This is a genomic window from Staphylococcus sp. HMSC072B07, from assembly GCF_001815505.1.
GTDB lineage: Bacteria > Bacillota > Bacilli > Staphylococcales > Staphylococcaceae > Staphylococcus > Staphylococcus simulans.
Genome location: NZ_KV820907.1, coordinates 86,801 through 104,970, shown reverse-complemented (window position 1 = coordinate 104,970; position 18,170 = coordinate 86,801). Strand labels below are relative to the sequence as shown.

At 35.5% G+C, this 18,170-nt stretch carries 16 protein-coding genes and 1 riboswitch; of the genes, 7 read left to right on the top strand and 9 right to left on the bottom strand.

Annotated elements, in window-relative coordinates:
* Positions 1-50 precede the first annotated feature (50 nt).
* The 3 genes from msaA to HMPREF3031_RS05725 all read left to right on the top strand — a co-directional run bounded on the left by msaA (position 51) and on the right by HMPREF3031_RS05725 (position 3,209).
* Positions 51-359 (top strand): regulatory protein MsaA, encoded by a 309-nt coding sequence (gene msaA, locus HMPREF3031_RS05735; protein ID WP_023015218.1) that lies wholly within the window; start codon positions 51-53, stop codon positions 357-359.
* A gap of 351 nt (positions 360-710) precedes the next feature.
* Entirely contained in the window at positions 711-911 is a 201-nt protein-coding gene (gene cspA / locus HMPREF3031_RS05730) for a cold shock protein CspA (protein ID WP_001831260.1), read from the top strand.
* Between the two features lie 225 nt (positions 912-1,136).
* Positions 1,137-3,209 (top strand): SdrD B-like domain-containing protein, encoded by a 2,073-nt coding sequence (locus HMPREF3031_RS05725; RefSeq protein WP_070724698.1) that lies wholly within the window; start codon positions 1,137-1,139, stop codon positions 3,207-3,209.
* 62 nt (positions 3,210-3,271) lie between these two features.
* Here the strand turns inward: HMPREF3031_RS05725 and lysA are convergent, their stop codons facing one another.
* The 9 genes from lysA to HMPREF3031_RS05680 form a co-directional block, all read right to left on the bottom strand.
* A complete protein-coding gene (gene lysA, locus HMPREF3031_RS05720; RefSeq protein WP_070724696.1) occupies positions 3,272-4,540 on the bottom strand; it encodes a diaminopimelate decarboxylase in 1,269 nt (422 codons plus the stop codon).
* A 1-nt stretch (position 4,541) separates the two neighbouring features.
* Positions 4,542-5,618 (bottom strand): alanine racemase, encoded by a 1,077-nt coding sequence (locus HMPREF3031_RS05715; protein ID WP_002480912.1) that lies wholly within the window; start codon positions 5,616-5,618, stop codon positions 4,542-4,544.
* Complete coding sequence (locus HMPREF3031_RS05710; protein ID WP_002480911.1) at positions 5,615-6,778, bottom strand: M20 metallopeptidase family protein; 1,164 nt, start codon at positions 6,776-6,778, stop codon at positions 5,615-5,617. Before HMPREF3031_RS05710 ends, HMPREF3031_RS05715 begins: the two co-directional genes overlap by 4 nt.
* A 119-nt stretch (positions 6,779-6,897) precedes the next feature.
* Positions 6,898-7,617: a 2,3,4,5-tetrahydropyridine-2,6-dicarboxylate N-acetyltransferase gene (gene dapD, locus HMPREF3031_RS05705; protein ID WP_002480910.1), complete on the bottom strand. Its 720-nt coding sequence runs from the start codon at positions 7,615-7,617 to the stop codon at positions 6,898-6,900.
* A gap of 24 nt (positions 7,618-7,641) precedes the next feature.
* Entirely contained in the window at positions 7,642-8,367 is a 726-nt protein-coding gene (gene dapB, locus HMPREF3031_RS05700; RefSeq protein ID WP_002480909.1) for a 4-hydroxy-tetrahydrodipicolinate reductase, read from the bottom strand.
* Entirely contained in the window at positions 8,367-9,251 is an 885-nt protein-coding gene (dapA, locus tag HMPREF3031_RS05695; protein ID WP_002480908.1) for a 4-hydroxy-tetrahydrodipicolinate synthase, read from the bottom strand. The genes dapB and dapA overlap by 1 nt, the downstream gene beginning before the upstream one ends.
* A 1-nt stretch (position 9,252) precedes the next feature.
* Positions 9,253-10,242: an aspartate-semialdehyde dehydrogenase gene (locus HMPREF3031_RS05690; RefSeq protein ID WP_002480907.1), complete on the bottom strand. Its 990-nt coding sequence runs from the start codon at positions 10,240-10,242 to the stop codon at positions 9,253-9,255.
* Between the two features lie 79 nt (positions 10,243-10,321).
* Positions 10,322-11,524: an aspartate kinase gene (locus HMPREF3031_RS05685; protein WP_002480906.1), complete on the bottom strand. Its 1,203-nt coding sequence runs from the start codon at positions 11,522-11,524 to the stop codon at positions 10,322-10,324.
* Between the two features lie 87 nt (positions 11,525-11,611).
* Positions 11,612-11,788: riboswitch (Lysine riboswitch) on the bottom strand.
* Between the two features lie 252 nt (positions 11,789-12,040).
* On the bottom strand, positions 12,041-13,642 hold the full coding sequence (locus tag HMPREF3031_RS05680) for an ABC-F family ATP-binding cassette domain-containing protein (RefSeq protein WP_002480905.1): 1,602 nt from the start codon (positions 13,640-13,642) through the stop codon (positions 12,041-12,043).
* 185 nt (positions 13,643-13,827) lie between these two features.
* Here HMPREF3031_RS05680 and cvfB point away from each other — a divergent pair, with 185 nt between their 5' ends.
* The 4 genes from cvfB (at position 13,828) to pstA (ending at position 18,141) form a co-directional block, all read left to right on the top strand.
* Positions 13,828-14,739, top strand: coding sequence for an RNA-binding virulence regulatory protein CvfB (cvfB, locus tag HMPREF3031_RS05675; RefSeq protein WP_002480904.1), 912 nt, complete (start codon positions 13,828-13,830; stop codon positions 14,737-14,739).
* A 420-nt stretch (positions 14,740-15,159) separates the two neighbouring features.
* Positions 15,160-16,104 (top strand): phosphate ABC transporter substrate-binding protein PstS family protein, encoded by a 945-nt coding sequence (locus tag HMPREF3031_RS05670; protein WP_070724694.1) that lies wholly within the window; start codon positions 15,160-15,162, stop codon positions 16,102-16,104.
* A gap of 176 nt (positions 16,105-16,280) precedes the next feature.
* On the top strand, positions 16,281-17,207 hold the full coding sequence (pstC, locus tag HMPREF3031_RS05665) for a phosphate ABC transporter permease subunit PstC (protein WP_002480902.1): 927 nt from the start codon (positions 16,281-16,283) through the stop codon (positions 17,205-17,207).
* 1 nt (position 17,208) lies between these two features.
* Complete coding sequence (gene pstA / locus HMPREF3031_RS05660) at positions 17,209-18,141, top strand: phosphate ABC transporter permease PstA (protein ID WP_002480901.1); 933 nt, start codon at positions 17,209-17,211, stop codon at positions 18,139-18,141.
* Positions 18,142-18,170: the final 29 nt, after the last annotated feature.

Sequence of the window (18,170 nt, the reverse complement as noted above, 5' to 3'; positions counted from 1 at the left end):
AATAGTTAAGAATATAAAGAGAAATGATTTTCTAAAAAGGGGATTTTAAAGTGTGGACAGTCAATATAATCAGAGCTGACTATGAGGGATGGTGGTTGTTCGATGATTGGCGCGATAATATCTATGAACAATTTCAATTTGAACAATATGAGGATATGCTTAAAAAATACAGAGAACTGATTTGTTTGTCTAAAATGAAGTTTGATAATTTCATAAAAGGTAAGTACAACATTTATGCATTCTACAATAATTGTGATATGGGGTTTTGTGAAGATTGCGATGAAGATATGCAAATATTTTATAGCTTTATCGTATTATATAATAACGAAGTATATTACGACCTCCCAATTATTGACTAATTATTTTTTACTATTTGTATTGCAATGATATGGGGAATGCACTATAATGGGTTTTAAGCAATAGTTTTATTCCATATTGCAAAGAATATTTAGCTCAAACACATATAGAACATACCGATAACATTGCTTTTGCGTGATCTGCAACTAAGGGTGGTATCGTAAGATTTATATTGAGTCATGAACAGTTATTAACCCACCTGCAGCATATACATAAGACTGTTGAAAAGTGATTAGAATGATATAGATATCAAGATTTACTTTTGTGGTTTTACAATACTCTAATTATCGTAAGTATTTTTTGTAATATGCGAATAAGCATATTGAATTTTAGTCTTGGAGGTTTCACAAATTATGAAACAAGGTACAGTTAAATGGTTCAACGCTGAAAAAGGATTCGGTTTTATCGAAGTTGAAGGAGAAAACGATGTATTCGTACACTTCTCAGCAATTAACCAAGAAGGTTACAAATCATTAGAAGAAGGTCAATCAGTAGAATTTGAAGTAGTTGAAGGCGACCGCGGTCCTCAAGCTGCAAACGTTGTTAAACTATAATTAATAGATGGCTTTTATTGATTATTAAACACTTTACACTTTGTAAAGTGTTTTTTTCTTTGCGTTTTTCCGTTAAATATTTCATCCATATAATGAAAAGATTTTGTAAAATTAACTTGAATTTCTTGTAAATTAAATATCATTTGATTGATATTATGCTATATTTTATTTATTCAAATGGCATGATAGACAGAGAGCCTGACACCTTAGAGAGGAGCATCATCAATGCACAAGAAAGCACATATCAATCAAAACTATTCAATTCGTAAATTCACAATAGGAACCGCCTCTATTTTATTGGGTACTGGTATATTCTTTAGTATCTCCCACAATGCAGATGCTGCAGAAACTACAACATCTTACCAAGGAGTTACTGAAAAAGCACAAACACCTAGTCCATCATCACCCCTTACAGCAGAGCAAAGTCAAGCACTATCTGCTTCAAATCCAACTACGCCGACAACTATCACTCCAACTGCATCGTCCGAACCAGTGACTGCCCCCGTAATAAATGCAACAAGCAACTGTTATAAAATTGGTGATTATGCATGGGTCGACGCAGATGCGGATGGTATTCAAGGTGAGCAAGAACAACCTTTAGCAAATGTAAAAATTGAGTTGTCTCAAAATGGTAAAACTATTGCTACTACTACGACTGATGCCAATGGTAAATACCTATTCACTAATGTAGCGAATGGTGCATACGAACTTAATTATGAAAGCCCAGAAGGCTATACACCTACACAATCTCAAGCCGGTGAAGACATTACTGTTGACTCAAATAATATTCCTGATGAAGTCATAATTAATAATGAGGACGATTTAACAGTAGATGTCGGTTATTTACAAGATGAACTGACACCGGTCGCAAAATATAATTTAGGAAACTTTGTGTGGAACGATCTGAATCGTAACGGTATTCAAGACCAAGACGAACCTGGTTTAAAAGATGTACAAGTCACACTTACAAAACCTGATACTTCAACTCAAACTACAACTACGAACGATAACGGTAACTATGAATTTAAAGATTTGCCTAATGGTAAATATAAAGTTGCTTTCGCAACGCCTGTTGGCTTTGAACCGACTTTAACTGGTCAAGGCGACTTAGATGTCGATTCTAATGGGGTTACAACTGATGTAGAAATCGCTGATGCTTATAATGAATTTGTAGATAGTGGTTTCTATAAAAAGCCTACTTCATTTAAATTAGGCGATTTAGCGTGGATTGACGCAGATGGTGATGGTGTACAAGGAGAATTGGAAAAAGGCCTTGCTGGTGTTACAGTAGAATTAATACAAAACGATCAAATCATCGCATCAACTCAAACAGATGAAAAAGGACATTATCAATTTGATAACGTCGCAAACGGAACATATCAAGTTGCTTTCAGTGTGCCTGATGGTTACTCACCTACACAAGTTCAAGCTGAAGATGATGTAACAAAAGATTCTAATGGTACACCTGTAGATGTCACAATTAATAATGCGGATGATTTAACAGTAGATATCGGTTATTTAGTAGATATACCAGCACCTGTCGCAAAATATAATCTAGGAAACTTTGTATGGAACGACTTGAATCATAATGGTATTCAAGATAAAGGTGAACCTGGTTTAAAAGATATACAAGTCACACTTACAAAACCTGATACTTCAACTCAAACTACAACTACGAACGATAACGGTAACTATGAATTTAAAGATTTGCCTAATGGTAAATATAAAGTTGCTTTCGCAACGCCTGTTGGCTTTGAACCGACTTTAACTGGTCAAGGCGACTTAGATGTCGATTCTAATGGGGTTACAACTGATGTAGAAATCGCTGATGCTTATAATGAATTTGTAGATAGTGGTTTCTATAAAAAAGAAGTTGAACAACCGAAAAAAGATGAATCTAAAGTAGATGAAATAAATAACAACCCGCCTCAAATTACTGAAGAAGAAATTGATTATTCAACTCAACTACTTGAACAACCAAATCAATATATGGATGACAATATGAATGAAGTTACTCTTTTAGAAAAAGTAACACCAGAATATGAAGACTACACAGACTACTCAACTTTGTTATTAGAGCAAAGTAACAAAGCAGATCAGGAATCTGAATATGATATGGACGTTTCTACATTAATCCTAGAACAACTAAGTAATATCAATTACGAAGAGGATTACACAGATTATTCTTCATTATTATTAGAAAAAACAAATGCTACTTATAAAGAAACAAGTACTGAAGATTACACGGATTATTCCACATTACTGCTAGAACAGGGCAATACTGCTTACAATCTTTAAAATATAATTCGAAACAAAAAAACGAACTGATCTCATCTCAGTTCGTTTTTTACATTTATGATTTATTTTACTTTTGTATCATTAATAATTAATTGACGTAGTGATTGACGTTTGATAACTTCTCTTGCTTTACCATCTTTCACAAATAACACTGCAGGTTTCTGCATTTGGTTATAGTTAGATGACATAGAGTAGTGATATGCACCTGTTGATAATATCGCAAGGTAATCGCCACGATGAACAGATGAAGGTAATTTCACATCTCGCGCAATAATATCGCCAGACTCACATAATTTACCAGAGATAGTGACTGTATCGTCCGCTTCTTCATCACGATTAACTAATAAGGCATCATACTTCGCACCATATAATGCTGTACGGATGTGATCACTCATACCACCGTCAATAGATACATATTTGTTAATACCAGGAATTTCTTTAATTGTACCGACTTCATAAAGCGTTACACCAGCTTCTCCCACAATAGAACGTCCTGGTTCAATACCAATTGTTGGTAGTGGATAATCTGCTTCTTTCGCAATATCTTTTAAAGCATCTGTAATTTCTTTGATACCTGACTCGATAGGGAAGCTGACATCACCTTCAACATAACGGATACCGAAGCCGCCACCAATATTTAGTAAATCCACTTCTAAATTCAAATCTTTTAACCATTTAATCACAATTTTAGCTGTTTCAATCATTGCTTCTGTGCCTTCAATTTGAGAACCAATATGGAAATGAATACCTTTTAAGTTTAATTTATCGCTATTTTGAATTTTTTCAATCGCTTGATCTGCTAAACCATAGCGAATAGATAAACCAAATTTACTATCTTCTTGGCCCGTTTGAATAAATACATGGGTATGTGCTTCTACACCAGGATTTACACGTAGTACAACATCAGCTGTTTCTGATGCATATCTATTAATTAATTCGATTTCATCTAAAGAATCAATCACGAAATAACCGATTTTACTTTCTAATGCATAACGAATTTCGTGTTTTGTTTTGTTATTACCATGGAAGTGGATGTTTGCTGGGTCGTAACCGGCTTCTAAAGCAGTATAAAGTTCACCTTCAGATACAACATCTAAGCTTAATCCTTCTTCTTGTACAAGCTTAACCATTTGTAGGCAAGTAAATGCTTTTGAAGCATATGAAATATTATAATCAAGGCCGCTAGCTTCAAATGCTTCTTTATATCTGTGCATTTGATTACGGATTTGGTCCTCATCATAAACAATCAGTGGGGTACCGAAGCTTTGAGCAATCATTTCTAAACTTGTGCCACCCATTGTTAATTTACCATTTTTATATTCTACAACCATTTTATCGAATCTCCTTTATCAAAGAATCATGGTTTAGCGCACTTAATTGTTCAGAGTTCGCGCCGACACCTTTAAACGTATATTCATCAATACGCATATCTTCATTATATAGTATCACTTCATCTTGTGCAGTAACGGTTTCATCAACCGCAACGAACATATGACTCATCATCAAAGCTTTGATAGGGTAACGTTTACCATTAATAATGGCTTCGTGTTTAGCTCTGGTTCTTAAAATACCGTCACCGTAACCCATATCAACAACCGCAAGTTTTGTATGATCTTGTTCGACTTCATACGCAAAGCTATAACCGCAATAGTCACCTTTATTTACATCTCTGACTTGAATCACATTACCTTTAACAGTAAGTGATTGACTGATAACGTCTTCTGATAAGCTGCTGTAAGGTCTTGAGCCATATAAAGCAATACCGACACGTGCATGCGTGTGATGCGGTAAAAGTTGTTGTTCTTCTCGATAAAATGAAGCACTGTTTTGTGCATGAATTAAATCAAAATGATACCCCTCAGAAAGTAATGCATCGACAACGTCAACCCACGCTTGTTTTTCAATACCATATTCAGGAACATCAAATTCATCTGCGTAACCAAAATGTGTCCATAAACCACTGATAATCATCTGATCTTCATTTTGGTTATTCGCATGATCTTCAAGTACTTCTTTAATTTCTTGTATGGTTTTAAGCCCAGAACGATGAAGTAAGTTCTCAAATTCTAAGTGAACATGGATACCTTGTAACTCTTCTTTATATTGATAGTAATAAGTTAAAGAGGGCAGGGTCATGTGAATATGATTATCTCTTACCGCATCAAAATCATAAACAGCGTTCATTAAAAAAATCGTCGCATTTGGTGCAATTTTTCTGACACGAATAGCTTCAGCAAGTGAAGTTGTGCTGAATGTATCAATGCCAGCTTCTAAAAAGGCTTCTACAGAAAATTCTAACCCATAGTTATAAGCATTGTTCTTCACAACGGCCATTAAATTTTGGTTATGACGTACTTTTTTCGCATTATCTATAAATTGTTGACGGTTTACCGACCAAATCGCTGTCATGAAGAAACCTCCTTGCCATATTGGAATAATAGATTTTCATAATAATCCGCAATACGGATTAATTGTGCTTCGTCGAAGTTAAGTTTCGGTGTATGCAAACCATGTACCCAGTCATTTGCTTCATTACGAATACCGACAAAAGCAAAGTAACTTGGCGCAATTTGGCTATAGAAACTGAAATCTTCACCGAATAAATAAGGTTTTTCTAATTCTACTACATTAAAGTCCGCATCTTTTAAAGCTTTAACGACACCATCATGTAAAGTAGGGTCATTAAAAGTAGGTGGGTAACCTTCTTCAAACTTCACTTCGCAATTAACACCAAATAATAATTGTACACTTTGCGCAATTTTAGACATTTGATCTTTTACTGCTTGTAGATCATTTGTGTCATACGTACGAATTGTACCTTCTAAGTAACCTTGACTAGGAACTGTGTTAATCGCTTCACCAGCATTAAAACGACCAATATGAACTATATTTCTTTGTAAACCATTCAAATGATATTGTTGAATTTGACTCACTTGGTTTAATACATGGATTAAACCTTCACCACATGAGCGTCCTTGTTCTTTATTCGCAACATGGCTAGATTGTCCTTTTAAGAAGAATCGATATTCTGTGGCACTCGCAGTAATTTCTTCATTCATAATTGTTACAGTGCCTTCATCATTAAATGGCATAACATGGATACCAAAAACCGCTTCGATTGGATGATGATCAAATGAACCAGCTTTGATCAAACGGTTAGCACCTGCGCCTGTTTCTTCAGCAGGTTGAAAAATAAACACTACATTTTGCGGTAATTCGCCTTTGTCAAATAAAGCTTTGCATCGTCTGACAAATAAGAGTAGGGCAGTTGTATGGCCATCATGTCCACACGCATGCATCACATTTGCTTTTGAACTTTTAAAGTCGATGTCATTTTCTTCATCAATCGGTAAAGCATCAATATCGGCTCTAAACGCAATTGTATGATTACCGTTACCTTTTAAGTGTGCAACGACACCTGTTTCTAAAGGACGTTCATAAGGTACGCCGATAGATTCTAAAAAAGCAATGATATGATTCGTTGTTTCGTATTCTTCCAAACTTAGTTCTGGGTTTTGATGTAAATGGCGACGATGTTGTGTTACAAATTCTAATTCAGTTTGTGTCATAATATCCTTCCTTTTGTCTTACTTAATAATATGTATAAAAGGCGTATGTGAGGCTCTGCAAAACGCACACGATACGCCTTTTTTGATTTATTTAATAGTTGTTAACGTCTGGTTTTTGATTAGTCATTTAATTTACGTAAAGCAGATACGATTTCGCGTTTAGAATCTTCAACTTCAGAAGTTTGTTTGATTACTTTCGCTGGTGTACCTGCAACTACAGTACCGGCTGGAACGTCTTGTGTCACAATTGCACCTGCAGCAACAATTGCGCCTTTACCAACACGAACGCCTTCTAAGATAACTGCATTGGCACCGATTAATACATCATCTTCAATTACAACAGGGGATGCACTTGGTGGTTCGATAACACCTGCTAATACAGCACCTGCACCGACATGTACATTTTTACCTGTTGTTGCACGACCACCTAATGTCGCACCCATGTCGATCATTGTACCTTCGCCGACTACCGCACCGATATTGATTGTTGCGCCCATCATCACAACTGCACCATCTTCGATAATCGCTTGTTCACGAATGAATGAACCTGGTTCAATACGCGCGTTTGTATGACGTAAATCTTTTAGTGGAATCGCAGAGTTGCGACGATCCATTTCAATTTCTACATCTTCAATGTAGTTTTGATATTCGTCATAGAATTTATCCCAGTCATCTGCTTCACAGAAAATCACTTTAGAATCTTCTCCGCCGAATACTTTAAATGATTCAGGGAATTCTACGTTTTTGAACGCTCCGTTAATATAAACTTTTAGTGGTGTTGATTTTTTCGCATCACTAATATATTGAATAATCTCCTCAGCTGTTAAATCTTTTGCCATGGTAAAAACCTCTCCTTTGTTTAATTAATTATTTAAATTATCAAATGTATAATACCCATTTGGTTTAGAAACCAATCGCTCAGCGGCTGTAATTGCACCGTTCGCAAAGATATCTTTTGATTGTGCACGATGTGTTAATTCAATCGTTTCATCGACACCAGCAAACAATACTTCATGTTCACCAACAATTGTACCGCCACGAACAGCACTAATTCCGATATCTTCAGGTTTTCTACGTTCAGTTGTTTGTGAGCGATCATAGACAGGATTTACTTCTTTAATATCTTTGATAACATCTAACAATTTAATCAATGTACCGCTTGGTGCATCTACTTTTTTATTATGATGTGCTTCGATTAATTCGATATCGTAACCTTGTAAAAGTGGTACGGCAACTTCTAATAATTTTGTCATGACATGGATACCATAACTCATATTTGCACTAAAGAAGACTGGCATGTCTTTACTTAATGCTTGTAGTTTTTCTTGAATTTTTTCTTTTTCACCCGTTGTAGCTACAACAACTGGTAATTTGAAATCTTGGTCTAATAACGGTAATAATAATTCCGGATTAGAGAAATCAATCGCTACTTCAGCATCTTTTGCTTCACTGATTTGTGAATAAGTAGGGTAGGGATAGTCATTTTCAGGATCTGGAACGATAACACCTACAATTTCATGTCCTTGCTCTTCAGCCAAACGTGCCACACGTTTGTTCATTGCACCATATCCGATTAACAAAATTTTCATTAAAGTTCACCTGCTTTATATTTGGCATATGCTTCTTCAAGTTGTTTACGGTCTGATTCTTCTAAAGTCACTAACGGTAAACGTACTTCGTAGTTACCGAATCCTTCAACAGCAGTAAGTGCTTTGATTGGGATAGGGTTAACATCTACTGATAACGCATTTAACAAACGGTTAATTGGTTCGAAATCTTTATCAATAGATTCGCCACGTTTTGCTTTTTCATAAAGTGCTTGGAAATCACCAGGAATCGCGTTTGCGACAACTGAAATTACACCATGGCCGCCTTCAGCGTAATAACGTACAACATTATCATCGTTACCGCTATATAATGAGAACTCAGATAAGTCTAAGCGTTCTTTTAACGCACGGTGATGTTCAAAATCATTAGTCGCATCTTTCAATGCTACAATATAAGGATTTTTCGCTAACTCAACCATTGTTTCTACATCAATTCTCATATTTGTTCTTGATGGTACATCATATAAAACAACAGGTAGTTCTACTGCATCTGCCACTGTAGTGAAGTGGGCGATTAAACCACGTTGGCTTGTTTTATTGTAGTAAGGTGTAATCAGCATAATTGCATCTGCACCTAATTCTTTAGCACGTAATGAAGCATCTAAAGATTTTTTAGTTGAGTTTGTACCTGTACCAGCAATAACAGTTGCTCTGCCATTCACTTGTTTAATAACTGCTTCTAATACTTTTTCTTTTTCATCTTCAGTTAAAGTAGGGTTCTCTGCAGTTGTACCATTTACAATAATCGCTTGGATATTATTGTCTAATAAATAATTAACATGTTTCTCTAATGCTTGATAATCGACTTCATTATTTGTGAATGGGGTCGTAAGAGCTACCCCAACTCCTTCAAATAAACAACTCATATTAAGAAACTCCTTTCATTGATAAAACTTGTTCTAAAATTTGGACTGTATTCAATGCTGCGCCTTTAAGTAAGTTATCTGATGTTACCCAAATATGGAATGTATTATCTAATGAATCGTCTTTACGGATACGACCGACAAAGACTTCATCTTTACCAGTAGAATAAACAGCCAATGGATATTCATTATTTTCTGGATTGTCTACTAAGACAACACGATCATCGTTTTCAAATAGTTCTTGAATTTCTTTTACTGTCGCTGGTTTATCTAAAGTAACGTCCATTTCAACACTGTGGCTGTCTTGTACAGGTACACGCACACAAGTTGCTGTTACTTTTAAGTCTGGTAAGTTTAAAATTTTACGTGTCTCATCAATCATTTTTTGTTCTTCTTTTGTATAACCATTTTCTAAGAAGACATCAATGTGAGGTAACACGTTGTTATAAATAGGATGAGGATAAGTTTTTGGTTCTTCTCCTTTTTCTCCATTTAATAAATCTTCACGGCCAGCGTAACCTGAACCTGATACTGCTTGATATGTTGTATAAGCAACACGTTTTAAACCATATTTATCTTGTAATGGTTTTAAAGGTACCACTGATTGGATTGTTGAACAGTTAGGGTTTGCGATGATACCTCTTGTAAATATAGGTTCATTGACTTCTGGTACGACTAAATCGATATCATCGTGCATTCTCCATTGACTTGAGTTGTCGATAACAATGGCTCCCGCTTCTTCAAAAATAGGTGAGAAGTGTTCACTTGTAGCGCCCCCAGCACTCATCAATACATAATCAAAATGTTCGCTTGCAGCGTCTTCTGTTAGTTCTTGAACTGTATATGTTTTACCTTGAAACTCGATTTCTTTTCCTGCTGATCTTGCTGAAGAAAATATTACAAGCTCATCAAATGGAATATTTTTACGATCGATTGTCTCTAACATTTTGCTTCCTACTAAACCTGTTGCACCTGCGATTGCTAATTTTGTCATATTCAATTCACTCCATATTATTATTTAAGAAAGTCGTTAATTCTTTCTTGAGTTTCTGATTCTTGCTGCTTTCCAACTTTTAAATATCAAATGTTTCATAAAGTTGTTTGACTGCACGTTCTCCGTTATCAGCATCGATAACATAAGAGATACTGATTTCAGATGTCGTTGTTTGATAGAACGGAATACCTGCATTAATTAAACTGATGAAAGCTTTCGATGCGACACCTGACATATCTCTCATACCTGATCCAATCAAGGAAATCTTTGCGTAGGCATCATTTAAATTATAATCTAAAGCTTGATAACTTTCTGACAATTTGTTAAAAATACCTTTGATTTGTGTCAAATCAGTATCTTTAATTGTAAATGAGAGCTGTAACCCTTCAAGGTTGACGATTTGAGAAATCATATCAACATTGACTTGTCCTTCTTCAAGTAAAGTAAATAAATCTGTTAAGAGTTTATTATCAGATAGGGGATAGCTGATAGTGACATGCATCATTTTGCTATCTAAAGCTACGCCCGTTACTGCTTTTTTCTCTAGTATTTCTGTTTGTGACATAATCCACGTTCCTTCCACATTTGATAACGTTCTTCCTAAATACAATGGAATGTTATAGTTATTTGCGAGTTCGACACTGCGTGTTTCTAAAACCCCAGCACCCAGTGCGCTCATTTCCATCATTTCTTCGTAAGAAACTACACTTAAACGTTTGGCATCTTTATAAATACGAGGGTCAGTCGCATAGACACCGTCAACGTCTGTATAAATTTCACATGGTGTTTGATTGGCTGCTGCTAATGCAACTGCTGTCGTATCCGAACCACCTCGGCCAAGCGTAGTCAATTCAAGTTCATCATTGATACCTTGGAACCCGGCTACAACAAGTACATCATGCGTTTCAAATGCTTTATCAAAAGTATCAGGGTTGATTTCTGCAATCCTGCTTTTGAGATGATGTCCAACTGTTTTAATTCCGGCTTGATATCCTGTCATGGCTCTTGCTTGAACGCCTATATCGTTTAGCACCATAGACAAGTAGGAAACAGTTTGCTGTTCACCAGTTGTTAATAAGAGGGCAAGCTCTTGTTGTTTTGGTTCGCTGGTCAGCGCAGCTACATTTTCCATTAATTGGTCAGTTGTTTTTCCCATTGCACTGACCACGACAATAAGTTGTTCGTCATTTTCAATTCTATTTTTCAGCATTTCAGCAATATTCCTAATTTTCGTAAAATCGCTGACAGACGAACCGCCGAATTTTAAAACACTTCTCTTCATTGCTTTACATATCCTCCTCGATAGTAGGGGAGAATCACATATATAAAAAGAGCAAGTCCGGAATGCGAACTTGCTCGTAAATTTATATACAAGTGATGCACTCCATTATTTGATAATAATGACAGACCCTTAGCTCTTAACCTGAAAGTCCAACAATCATAACTCTGCATTTATGATTATTTCGGCATCTCACCCTTTCCTTACCAACTGCAACAGACAGTAGGCGTGGCAAGTACTTATGATTGATGCGCCTCATCAAAAAACTATTCAATTAATTAGTATGTATCACATTATACATAGTTACCATTGAGATGTAAACCAGAAATATATGATTTTTGGAAATTTACTGAAAAAAGCCTAAATTCCGAAAGTATTTACTAATTAAGTGTAATTTATACTTTGTTTTTTTCATCGTCTATTATCAATTTTTTAGCTATATACTCTATATAGACTGAACTGTAGGGATTAAACATAGAAAAAGAGGTTAGGATTTTTCACCTAACCTCTGCATAATTTCTAGCTTAATACACCAGTTTCTTTTAGGTACTCTTCGTAACTGATTTCTTTAGAAAGGGCACCTTGTGGATTTAAGTCGATCACACGGTTTGCGATTGTGTTAATAAACTCAAAGTCATGTGATGTGAAGATGATTGAACCTTTGAATGATTTCAAACCATCGTTGACTGCAGTAATACTTTCTAAGTCTAAGTGGTTTGTTGGTTCATCCATTAAGAGAACATTCGCACTTGAAAGCATCATTTTACTTAACATGCAACGTACTTTCTCTCCACCTGAAAGGACACTTGCTTTCTTCTTCACTTCTTCACCGCTGAATAACATACGACCTAAGAAACCACGTAAGAATGTCTCAGTTTGTTCATCTTCAGGTGCATATTGTCTTAACCAGTCGACTAATGTCATATTCACACCATCGAAGAATTCTGAGTTATCTTTAGGGAAGTACGTACGTGAAGTTGTCACACCCCATTTAACTGTACCTTCATCTGGTTCCATTTCTCCAGCTAAAATTTTAAGTAATGTTGTTTTCGCAATTTCGCTATCTCCAACAAGTACAGCTTTATCGTTAGGGAACATTGTAAATGAAATGTTATCTAAGACTTTTTCACCGTCAATTGTTTTTGATACGTTTTCTACAAATAATAAGTCATTACCGATTTCACGTTCTGGTGAAAACTTCACGAAAGGATAACGACGAGATGATGGTTGAATATCATCTAACTCGATTTTTTCCAATTGTTTCTTACGGCTTGTTGCTTGTTTAGATTTAGAAGCGTTCGCAGAGAAACGTGCAATGAAGTCTTGTAATTCTTTAATTTTTTCTTCTTTTTTCTTGTTTTGTTCTTGCGCCATTTTTTGAGCAAGTTGACTTGATTGATACCAGAAGTCATAGTTTCCGACATACACTTTGATTTTACCGAAGTCTAAATCAGCAATATGTGTACATACGTTATTTAAGAAGTGACGGTCGTGGGAAACTACAATAACTGTATTTTCAAAGTTGATTAAGAAATCTTCTAACCAGCTGATTGCAGGGATATCTAAACCGTTGGTAGGCTCATCAAGTAAAAGAACATCAGGTTCACCGAATAAACTTTGAGCTAATAATACTTTTACTTTTTGGTTGTTTTCTAATTCAGACATCTTTTTATCATGTAAATCAGCAGGGATGCCTAGACCTGATAATAATGTTGCTGCATCTGCTTCAGCATTCCAACCATTCATTTCTGCGAATTCGCCTTCTAATTCTGCAGCACGAATACCATCTTCATCACTGAAGTCTGGTTTCATATAGATTTCGTCTTTTTCTTTCATCACTTCATATAAACGCTCGTGACCTTGAATCACAACATCTAATACGCGCTCGTCTTCATAAGCAAAGTGATCCTGTTTTAAAATCGCAAGTCTTTCGTTTTTACCCATTGAAACATGACCTGTTTGTGAATCTAATTCACCAGAAAGTATTTTTAAGAAAGTAGATTTACCTGCACCGTTTGCGCCAATCAAACCATAGCAATTACCTTCTGTAAATTTGATATTTACATCTTCAAACAATTTACGATCGCCAAATCGCAAACTTACATCAGTAACTTGTAACATGAATTTCCTCCATTAATTGATATTTCTAACGCATGAATTATACCACACAAATACGTTTCTTTCGATATATGGCGGTTAAACAAACATAATTCACCTATATTATAGAAAGAATCAATAGAAGTTATGTCTATAAAAATGTTAACCGTGTTATAATATGCCTAATACAGAAAGTGGAAGGAGTTATTATGGCTTTAAAAGATAACGATATTATCGGTACAATTGAATTTCTCAAAGTAGTCGGTTTGAATGGTTCAACATACCAATTAGCAGGCCCAAATGGCGAAGAAGTGAAACTCAATCAATCAGAAGTAAATGAAGAGGATGACCTGGAAATAGGTGAAGAATATAGTTTCTTTATTTACCCAAACCGTTCTGGCGAATTATTTGCGACTCAAAATATGCCAGACATCACAACAACCAAATATGACTATGTTAAAGTACTAAAAACAGATCGCGATGGTGCGAAAGTAGATGCAGGACTTCCTCGTGAAGTTTTAATCCCATGGGAAGATTTACCAAAAGTTAAATCATTATGGCCGCAAAACGGCGATGAAGTGCTTGCGACATTAAGAATCGATAGTGAGAGACAAATGTTTGCGCGTCTCGCTTCAGAAACGATCGTCAGTCAAATGTACACACCTGTACATGATGATTCACTTCAAAACAATATTATCGAAGCACGTGCCTATCGTGTATTAAAGATTGGAAGTTTCTTACTATCTAAAGATGGTTATAAAATCTTTGTACATGAAAGCGAAAGAAAATCAGAACCTAGACTAGGGGAAGCAGTCAATGTGAGAATTATTGGTCATAATGAAAAAGGCGAGTTGAATGGTACATTCTTACCATTGGCTCATGAACGTCTTGATGATGATGGCCAAGTAATTTTTGATTTACTTGTAGAATATGATGGAGAACTGCCGTTTTGGGATAAATCAAGTCCAGAAGCAATCAAAGAAGTGTTCAATATGAGTAAAGGGTCATTCAAACGTGCAATCGGTCATTTATATAAGAAGAAAATCATTAACATTGAAACAGGCAAAATCAGCTTAACCAAAAAAGGGGAAGCGATTGCTGAATCAGAAAACCAATCTTAATAATATGAAAAACATTGAAACTAGGGTGCACTGCATCCTAGTTTTTTCTATTTTTTGTAATCTCACTGTAAAAAAAGCACCTAAAAGAGCGATTTTTACATTCAAAATCAAAGCCACGCAATTTATTTCTCCTTTTTTCAAATTTTTTTACAGAAATTTTCAATCTAATTTCCATTGAGCAATTATGAAGATCATATTAACGCAATATTAAAACGTTGATATGACGCGGTTTATTGTGCGTTTGTAAACTTTGTAAAGATTGTAAATTTAATCTGATTTCTCATTCACTGTATATTTACAATTCCTCTATTTGTAATTAACAATCCGTCTGTAATATAGGTGTTGAAAGTAATTACATACAGCTTGAGCAAACAAAAAAATCATAACGCTCAAATGTTTATTTTAGGAGGATTTCTTATCATGAAAAAATGGCAAGTTTTAGGAACTACAGTAATTGGTGCTTCATTATTATTAGGCGCATGTGGAAACAGCGGCGGCGGTAGCAACGACAGCGGAGATAGCAAGGATAAAGAAGTCAAAGGCGAAGTTAAAGGTGACGGTTCTTCAACTGTAGGACCAATTATTGAAATTTTAAATGAGAAATTTGCTCAAAAATATCCGAACGTTACGGTTTCATCAGGTACTTCTGGTACAGGTGGCGGTTTTGAAAAATTCATCAATAACGAAACTGATTTCTCAAACGCTTCACGTCCAATCAAAGATGAAGAGAAAAAGAAATTAGAAGAAAAAGGCATCAAATACTCTGAATGGAAGATCGCTAAAGACGGTGTAACAATCGCAGTCAACAAAGACAACGATTTCGTTAAAGAGTTAACAGTTGATGAGTTGAAAAAAATCTACTCTGGTCAAGCTAAAACTTGGAAAGATGTTAACCCTAAATTCCCAGCTAAAGAAATCAAAGCATTCTCACCAGACCAATCACATGGTACTTACGATTTCTTCAGTGAAGAAGTTATGAACAAAGAAGATATCAAAGCTGAGAAAAACGCAGATACAAACGTTATCGTACAATCAGTTAAAAATAACAAAAACGGTGTAGGTTACTTTGGTTACAACTTCTACGAGCAAAACAAAGATTCATTAAAAGAAGTTAAAATCAAAGGTAAAGACGGTAAAGCAATCGAACCAACTAAGAAATCTATCCAAGATGGTTCTTACGCATTAAGCCGTGACTTATATGTATACACTAACGACAAAAAACTTAAAGACAATAAAGGTCTTAACACATTCATCAAATTTATCTTAGAAGATAAAGGTAAATCAGCAGAAAAAGCTGGCTATGTAGCATTACCTGAAAAAGACTACAAAGATCAACTTAAAAAACTAGAAGATTCAACTAAATAATCACAGCAGTACTCAAGTTAAACTTCCATTAGCAGTGAAACCTTCAACTTAAGTTTCGCATCTCATAAGCACTTGTCCACCCGAGCTGTGTCTCGGGTGCGCTTGTTTTAAGACTTATTCACACAATCAAATTGTTTAACACTTATTATTTTTCCAAGGGAAGGAAGAAGGGAATTATGAAATCTCAACACAACGTTAGAGAAATGATTGCTCATAACCAAAGAAACAAAAAAGGTGTCAGTGACAAACTTGTTCCTATTGTTTTAGCGGTTATCGCAGTGATATCGATTCTTACAACAATTGGTATCTTATTTACTCTATTAACAGAAACTATTACATTCTTCACACGTGTATCTATCGTAGAATTCTTGTTTACAAGAGAGTGGAACCCATTCTCTAGCGACCCGAAATACGGTATTTGGGCATTAATATTTGGTACGTTGAAAGTTACTGTCATTGCGACACTCTTTGCGGTACCTATCGGATTAGGCGCAGCGATTTATTTGAGCGAATATGCATCAGACAGAATGCGTAAAATTATTAAACCTGTACTTGAAATTTTAGCAGGGATCCCAACAATTGTGTTTGGTTTCTTCGCATTAACATTCGTAACACCAATGTTACGTAGTATCTTCCCTGAATTAGGAAGCTTCAACTCAATTTCACCAGGTTTAGTCGTAGGGGTTATGATCATCCCATTAATCACAAGTTTAAGTGAAGATGCGATGGCATCAGTACCGAACAAAATTCGTGAAGGTGCATTAGGATTAGGCGCAACAAAATTTGAAGTTGCGACAAAAGTTGTTTTACCAGCAGCCATTTCAGGGATTGTTGCTTCAATTGTTTTAGCAATCTCAAGAGCCATCGGTGAAACAATGATTGTATCTTTAGCAGCAGGTAGTACACCAGATGCAACATTTAATTTAACTGGTTCAATTCAGACTATGACAGGTTATATCGTACAAGTTGCAACAGGTGATGCAACATTCGGATCTGATACGTATTACAGTATTTACGCTGTAGGATTTACGCTTTTCCTTTTCACACTTGTAATGAATTTAATCTCTCAATGGATTGCAAAACGTTTCAGAGAGGAGTATTAAGATGGCGACTACAACAACTACAAACCAAAGTGGCAGCAGCAGAGCGCTGGTTAACCAACAACAAGTTGAAAAGAAATTATCATCTCGTTTAACTAAAAACAAAGTGTTGAAGTGGGTATTCTTCGCTTGTACTTTAATCGGACTTATTGTGCTAGCAGCATTATTAATCGATACATTAATCAAAGGGGTTCCTTATTTAAAACCATCATTCTTTACGAACTTCTCATCTTCAATGCCTTCAATGGCAGGGATTAAAGGTGCATTAGTTGGTACATTATGGTTAATGATTACAATCATTCCTATCTCAATTATTTTAGGTGTAGGTACAGCGATTTATCTTGAAGAATATGCGAAAGATAATGCATTCACAAGTTTCGTTAAAATCAGTATTTCAAACTTAGCTGGTGTACCTTCAGTTGTATTCGGTTTATTAGGACTTACGATTTTCGTTCGTGGTATGGGAATTGAATCTTTATCACTAGGTAAATCAGTCATTGCAGCCGCTTTAACAATGTCATTACTGATTTTGCCAGTAATCATTGTATCAAGCCAAGAAGCAATTCGTGCTGTACCTAAATCAGTACGAGAAGCAAGTTATGGATTAGGCGGCAACAAATGGCAAACAATTTACAAAATTGTTTTACCAGCTGCATTACCTGGTATCTTAACAGGATTCATCTTATCGTTATCACGTGCATTAGGTGAAACAGCACCATTAATCTTAATCGGTATCCCAACAATCTTATTACGCTTACCAACTGGTATCTTCGATATGTTCCAAGCAATGCCGATTCAAATTTACAACTGGGCAAAAATGCCGCAAGAAGCATTCCAACATGTCGCATCAGCCGGCATCATCGTTTTACTTGTATTGTTACTAGCGATGAATGGTTTAGCGATATTCTTAAGAAATAAATTCAGTAAAAAATACTAATTGATAAATTGAAGCTCACGAATAATAAT

What these genes read in the sequence shown, in the direction of transcription:
- cspA (WP_001831260.1), top strand. Translation starts at nt 711, where the DNA reads ATGAAACAAGGTACAGTTAAATGGTTCAACGCTGAAAAAGGATTCGGT.
- HMPREF3031_RS05725 (WP_070724698.1), top strand. Translation starts at nt 1,137, where the DNA reads ATGCACAAGAAAGCACATATCAATCAAAACTATTCAATTCGTAAATTC.
- lysA (WP_070724696.1), bottom strand. Translation starts at nt 4,540, where the DNA reads ATGGTTGTAGAATATAAAAATGGTAAATTAACAATGGGTGGCACAAGT.
- HMPREF3031_RS05715 (WP_002480912.1), bottom strand. Translation starts at nt 5,618, where the DNA reads ATGACAGCGATTTGGTCGGTAAACCGTCAACAATTTATAGATAATGCG.
- HMPREF3031_RS05710 (WP_002480911.1), bottom strand. Translation starts at nt 6,778, where the DNA reads ATGACACAAACTGAATTAGAATTTGTAACACAACATCGTCGCCATTTA.
- dapD (WP_002480910.1), bottom strand. Translation starts at nt 7,617, where the DNA reads ATGGCAAAAGATTTAACAGCTGAGGAGATTATTCAATATATTAGTGAT.
- dapB (WP_002480909.1), bottom strand. Translation starts at nt 8,367, where the DNA reads ATGAAAATTTTGTTAATCGGATATGGTGCAATGAACAAACGTGTGGCA.
- dapA (WP_002480908.1), bottom strand. Translation starts at nt 9,251, where the DNA reads ATGAGTTGTTTATTTGAAGGAGTTGGGGTAGCTCTTACGACCCCATTC.
- HMPREF3031_RS05690 (WP_002480907.1), bottom strand. Translation starts at nt 10,242, where the DNA reads ATGACAAAATTAGCAATCGCAGGTGCAACAGGTTTAGTAGGAAGCAAA.
- HMPREF3031_RS05685 (WP_002480906.1), bottom strand. Translation starts at nt 11,524, where the DNA reads ATGAAGAGAAGTGTTTTAAAATTCGGCGGTTCGTCTGTCAGCGATTTT.
- HMPREF3031_RS05680 (WP_002480905.1), bottom strand. Translation starts at nt 13,642, where the DNA reads ATGTTACAAGTTACTGATGTAAGTTTGCGATTTGGCGATCGTAAATTG.
- cvfB (WP_002480904.1), top strand. Translation starts at nt 13,828, where the DNA reads ATGGCTTTAAAAGATAACGATATTATCGGTACAATTGAATTTCTCAAA.
- HMPREF3031_RS05670 (WP_070724694.1), top strand. Translation starts at nt 15,160, where the DNA reads ATGAAAAAATGGCAAGTTTTAGGAACTACAGTAATTGGTGCTTCATTA.
- pstC (WP_002480902.1), top strand. Translation starts at nt 16,281, where the DNA reads ATGAAATCTCAACACAACGTTAGAGAAATGATTGCTCATAACCAAAGA.
- pstA (WP_002480901.1), top strand. Translation starts at nt 17,209, where the DNA reads ATGGCGACTACAACAACTACAAACCAAAGTGGCAGCAGCAGAGCGCTG.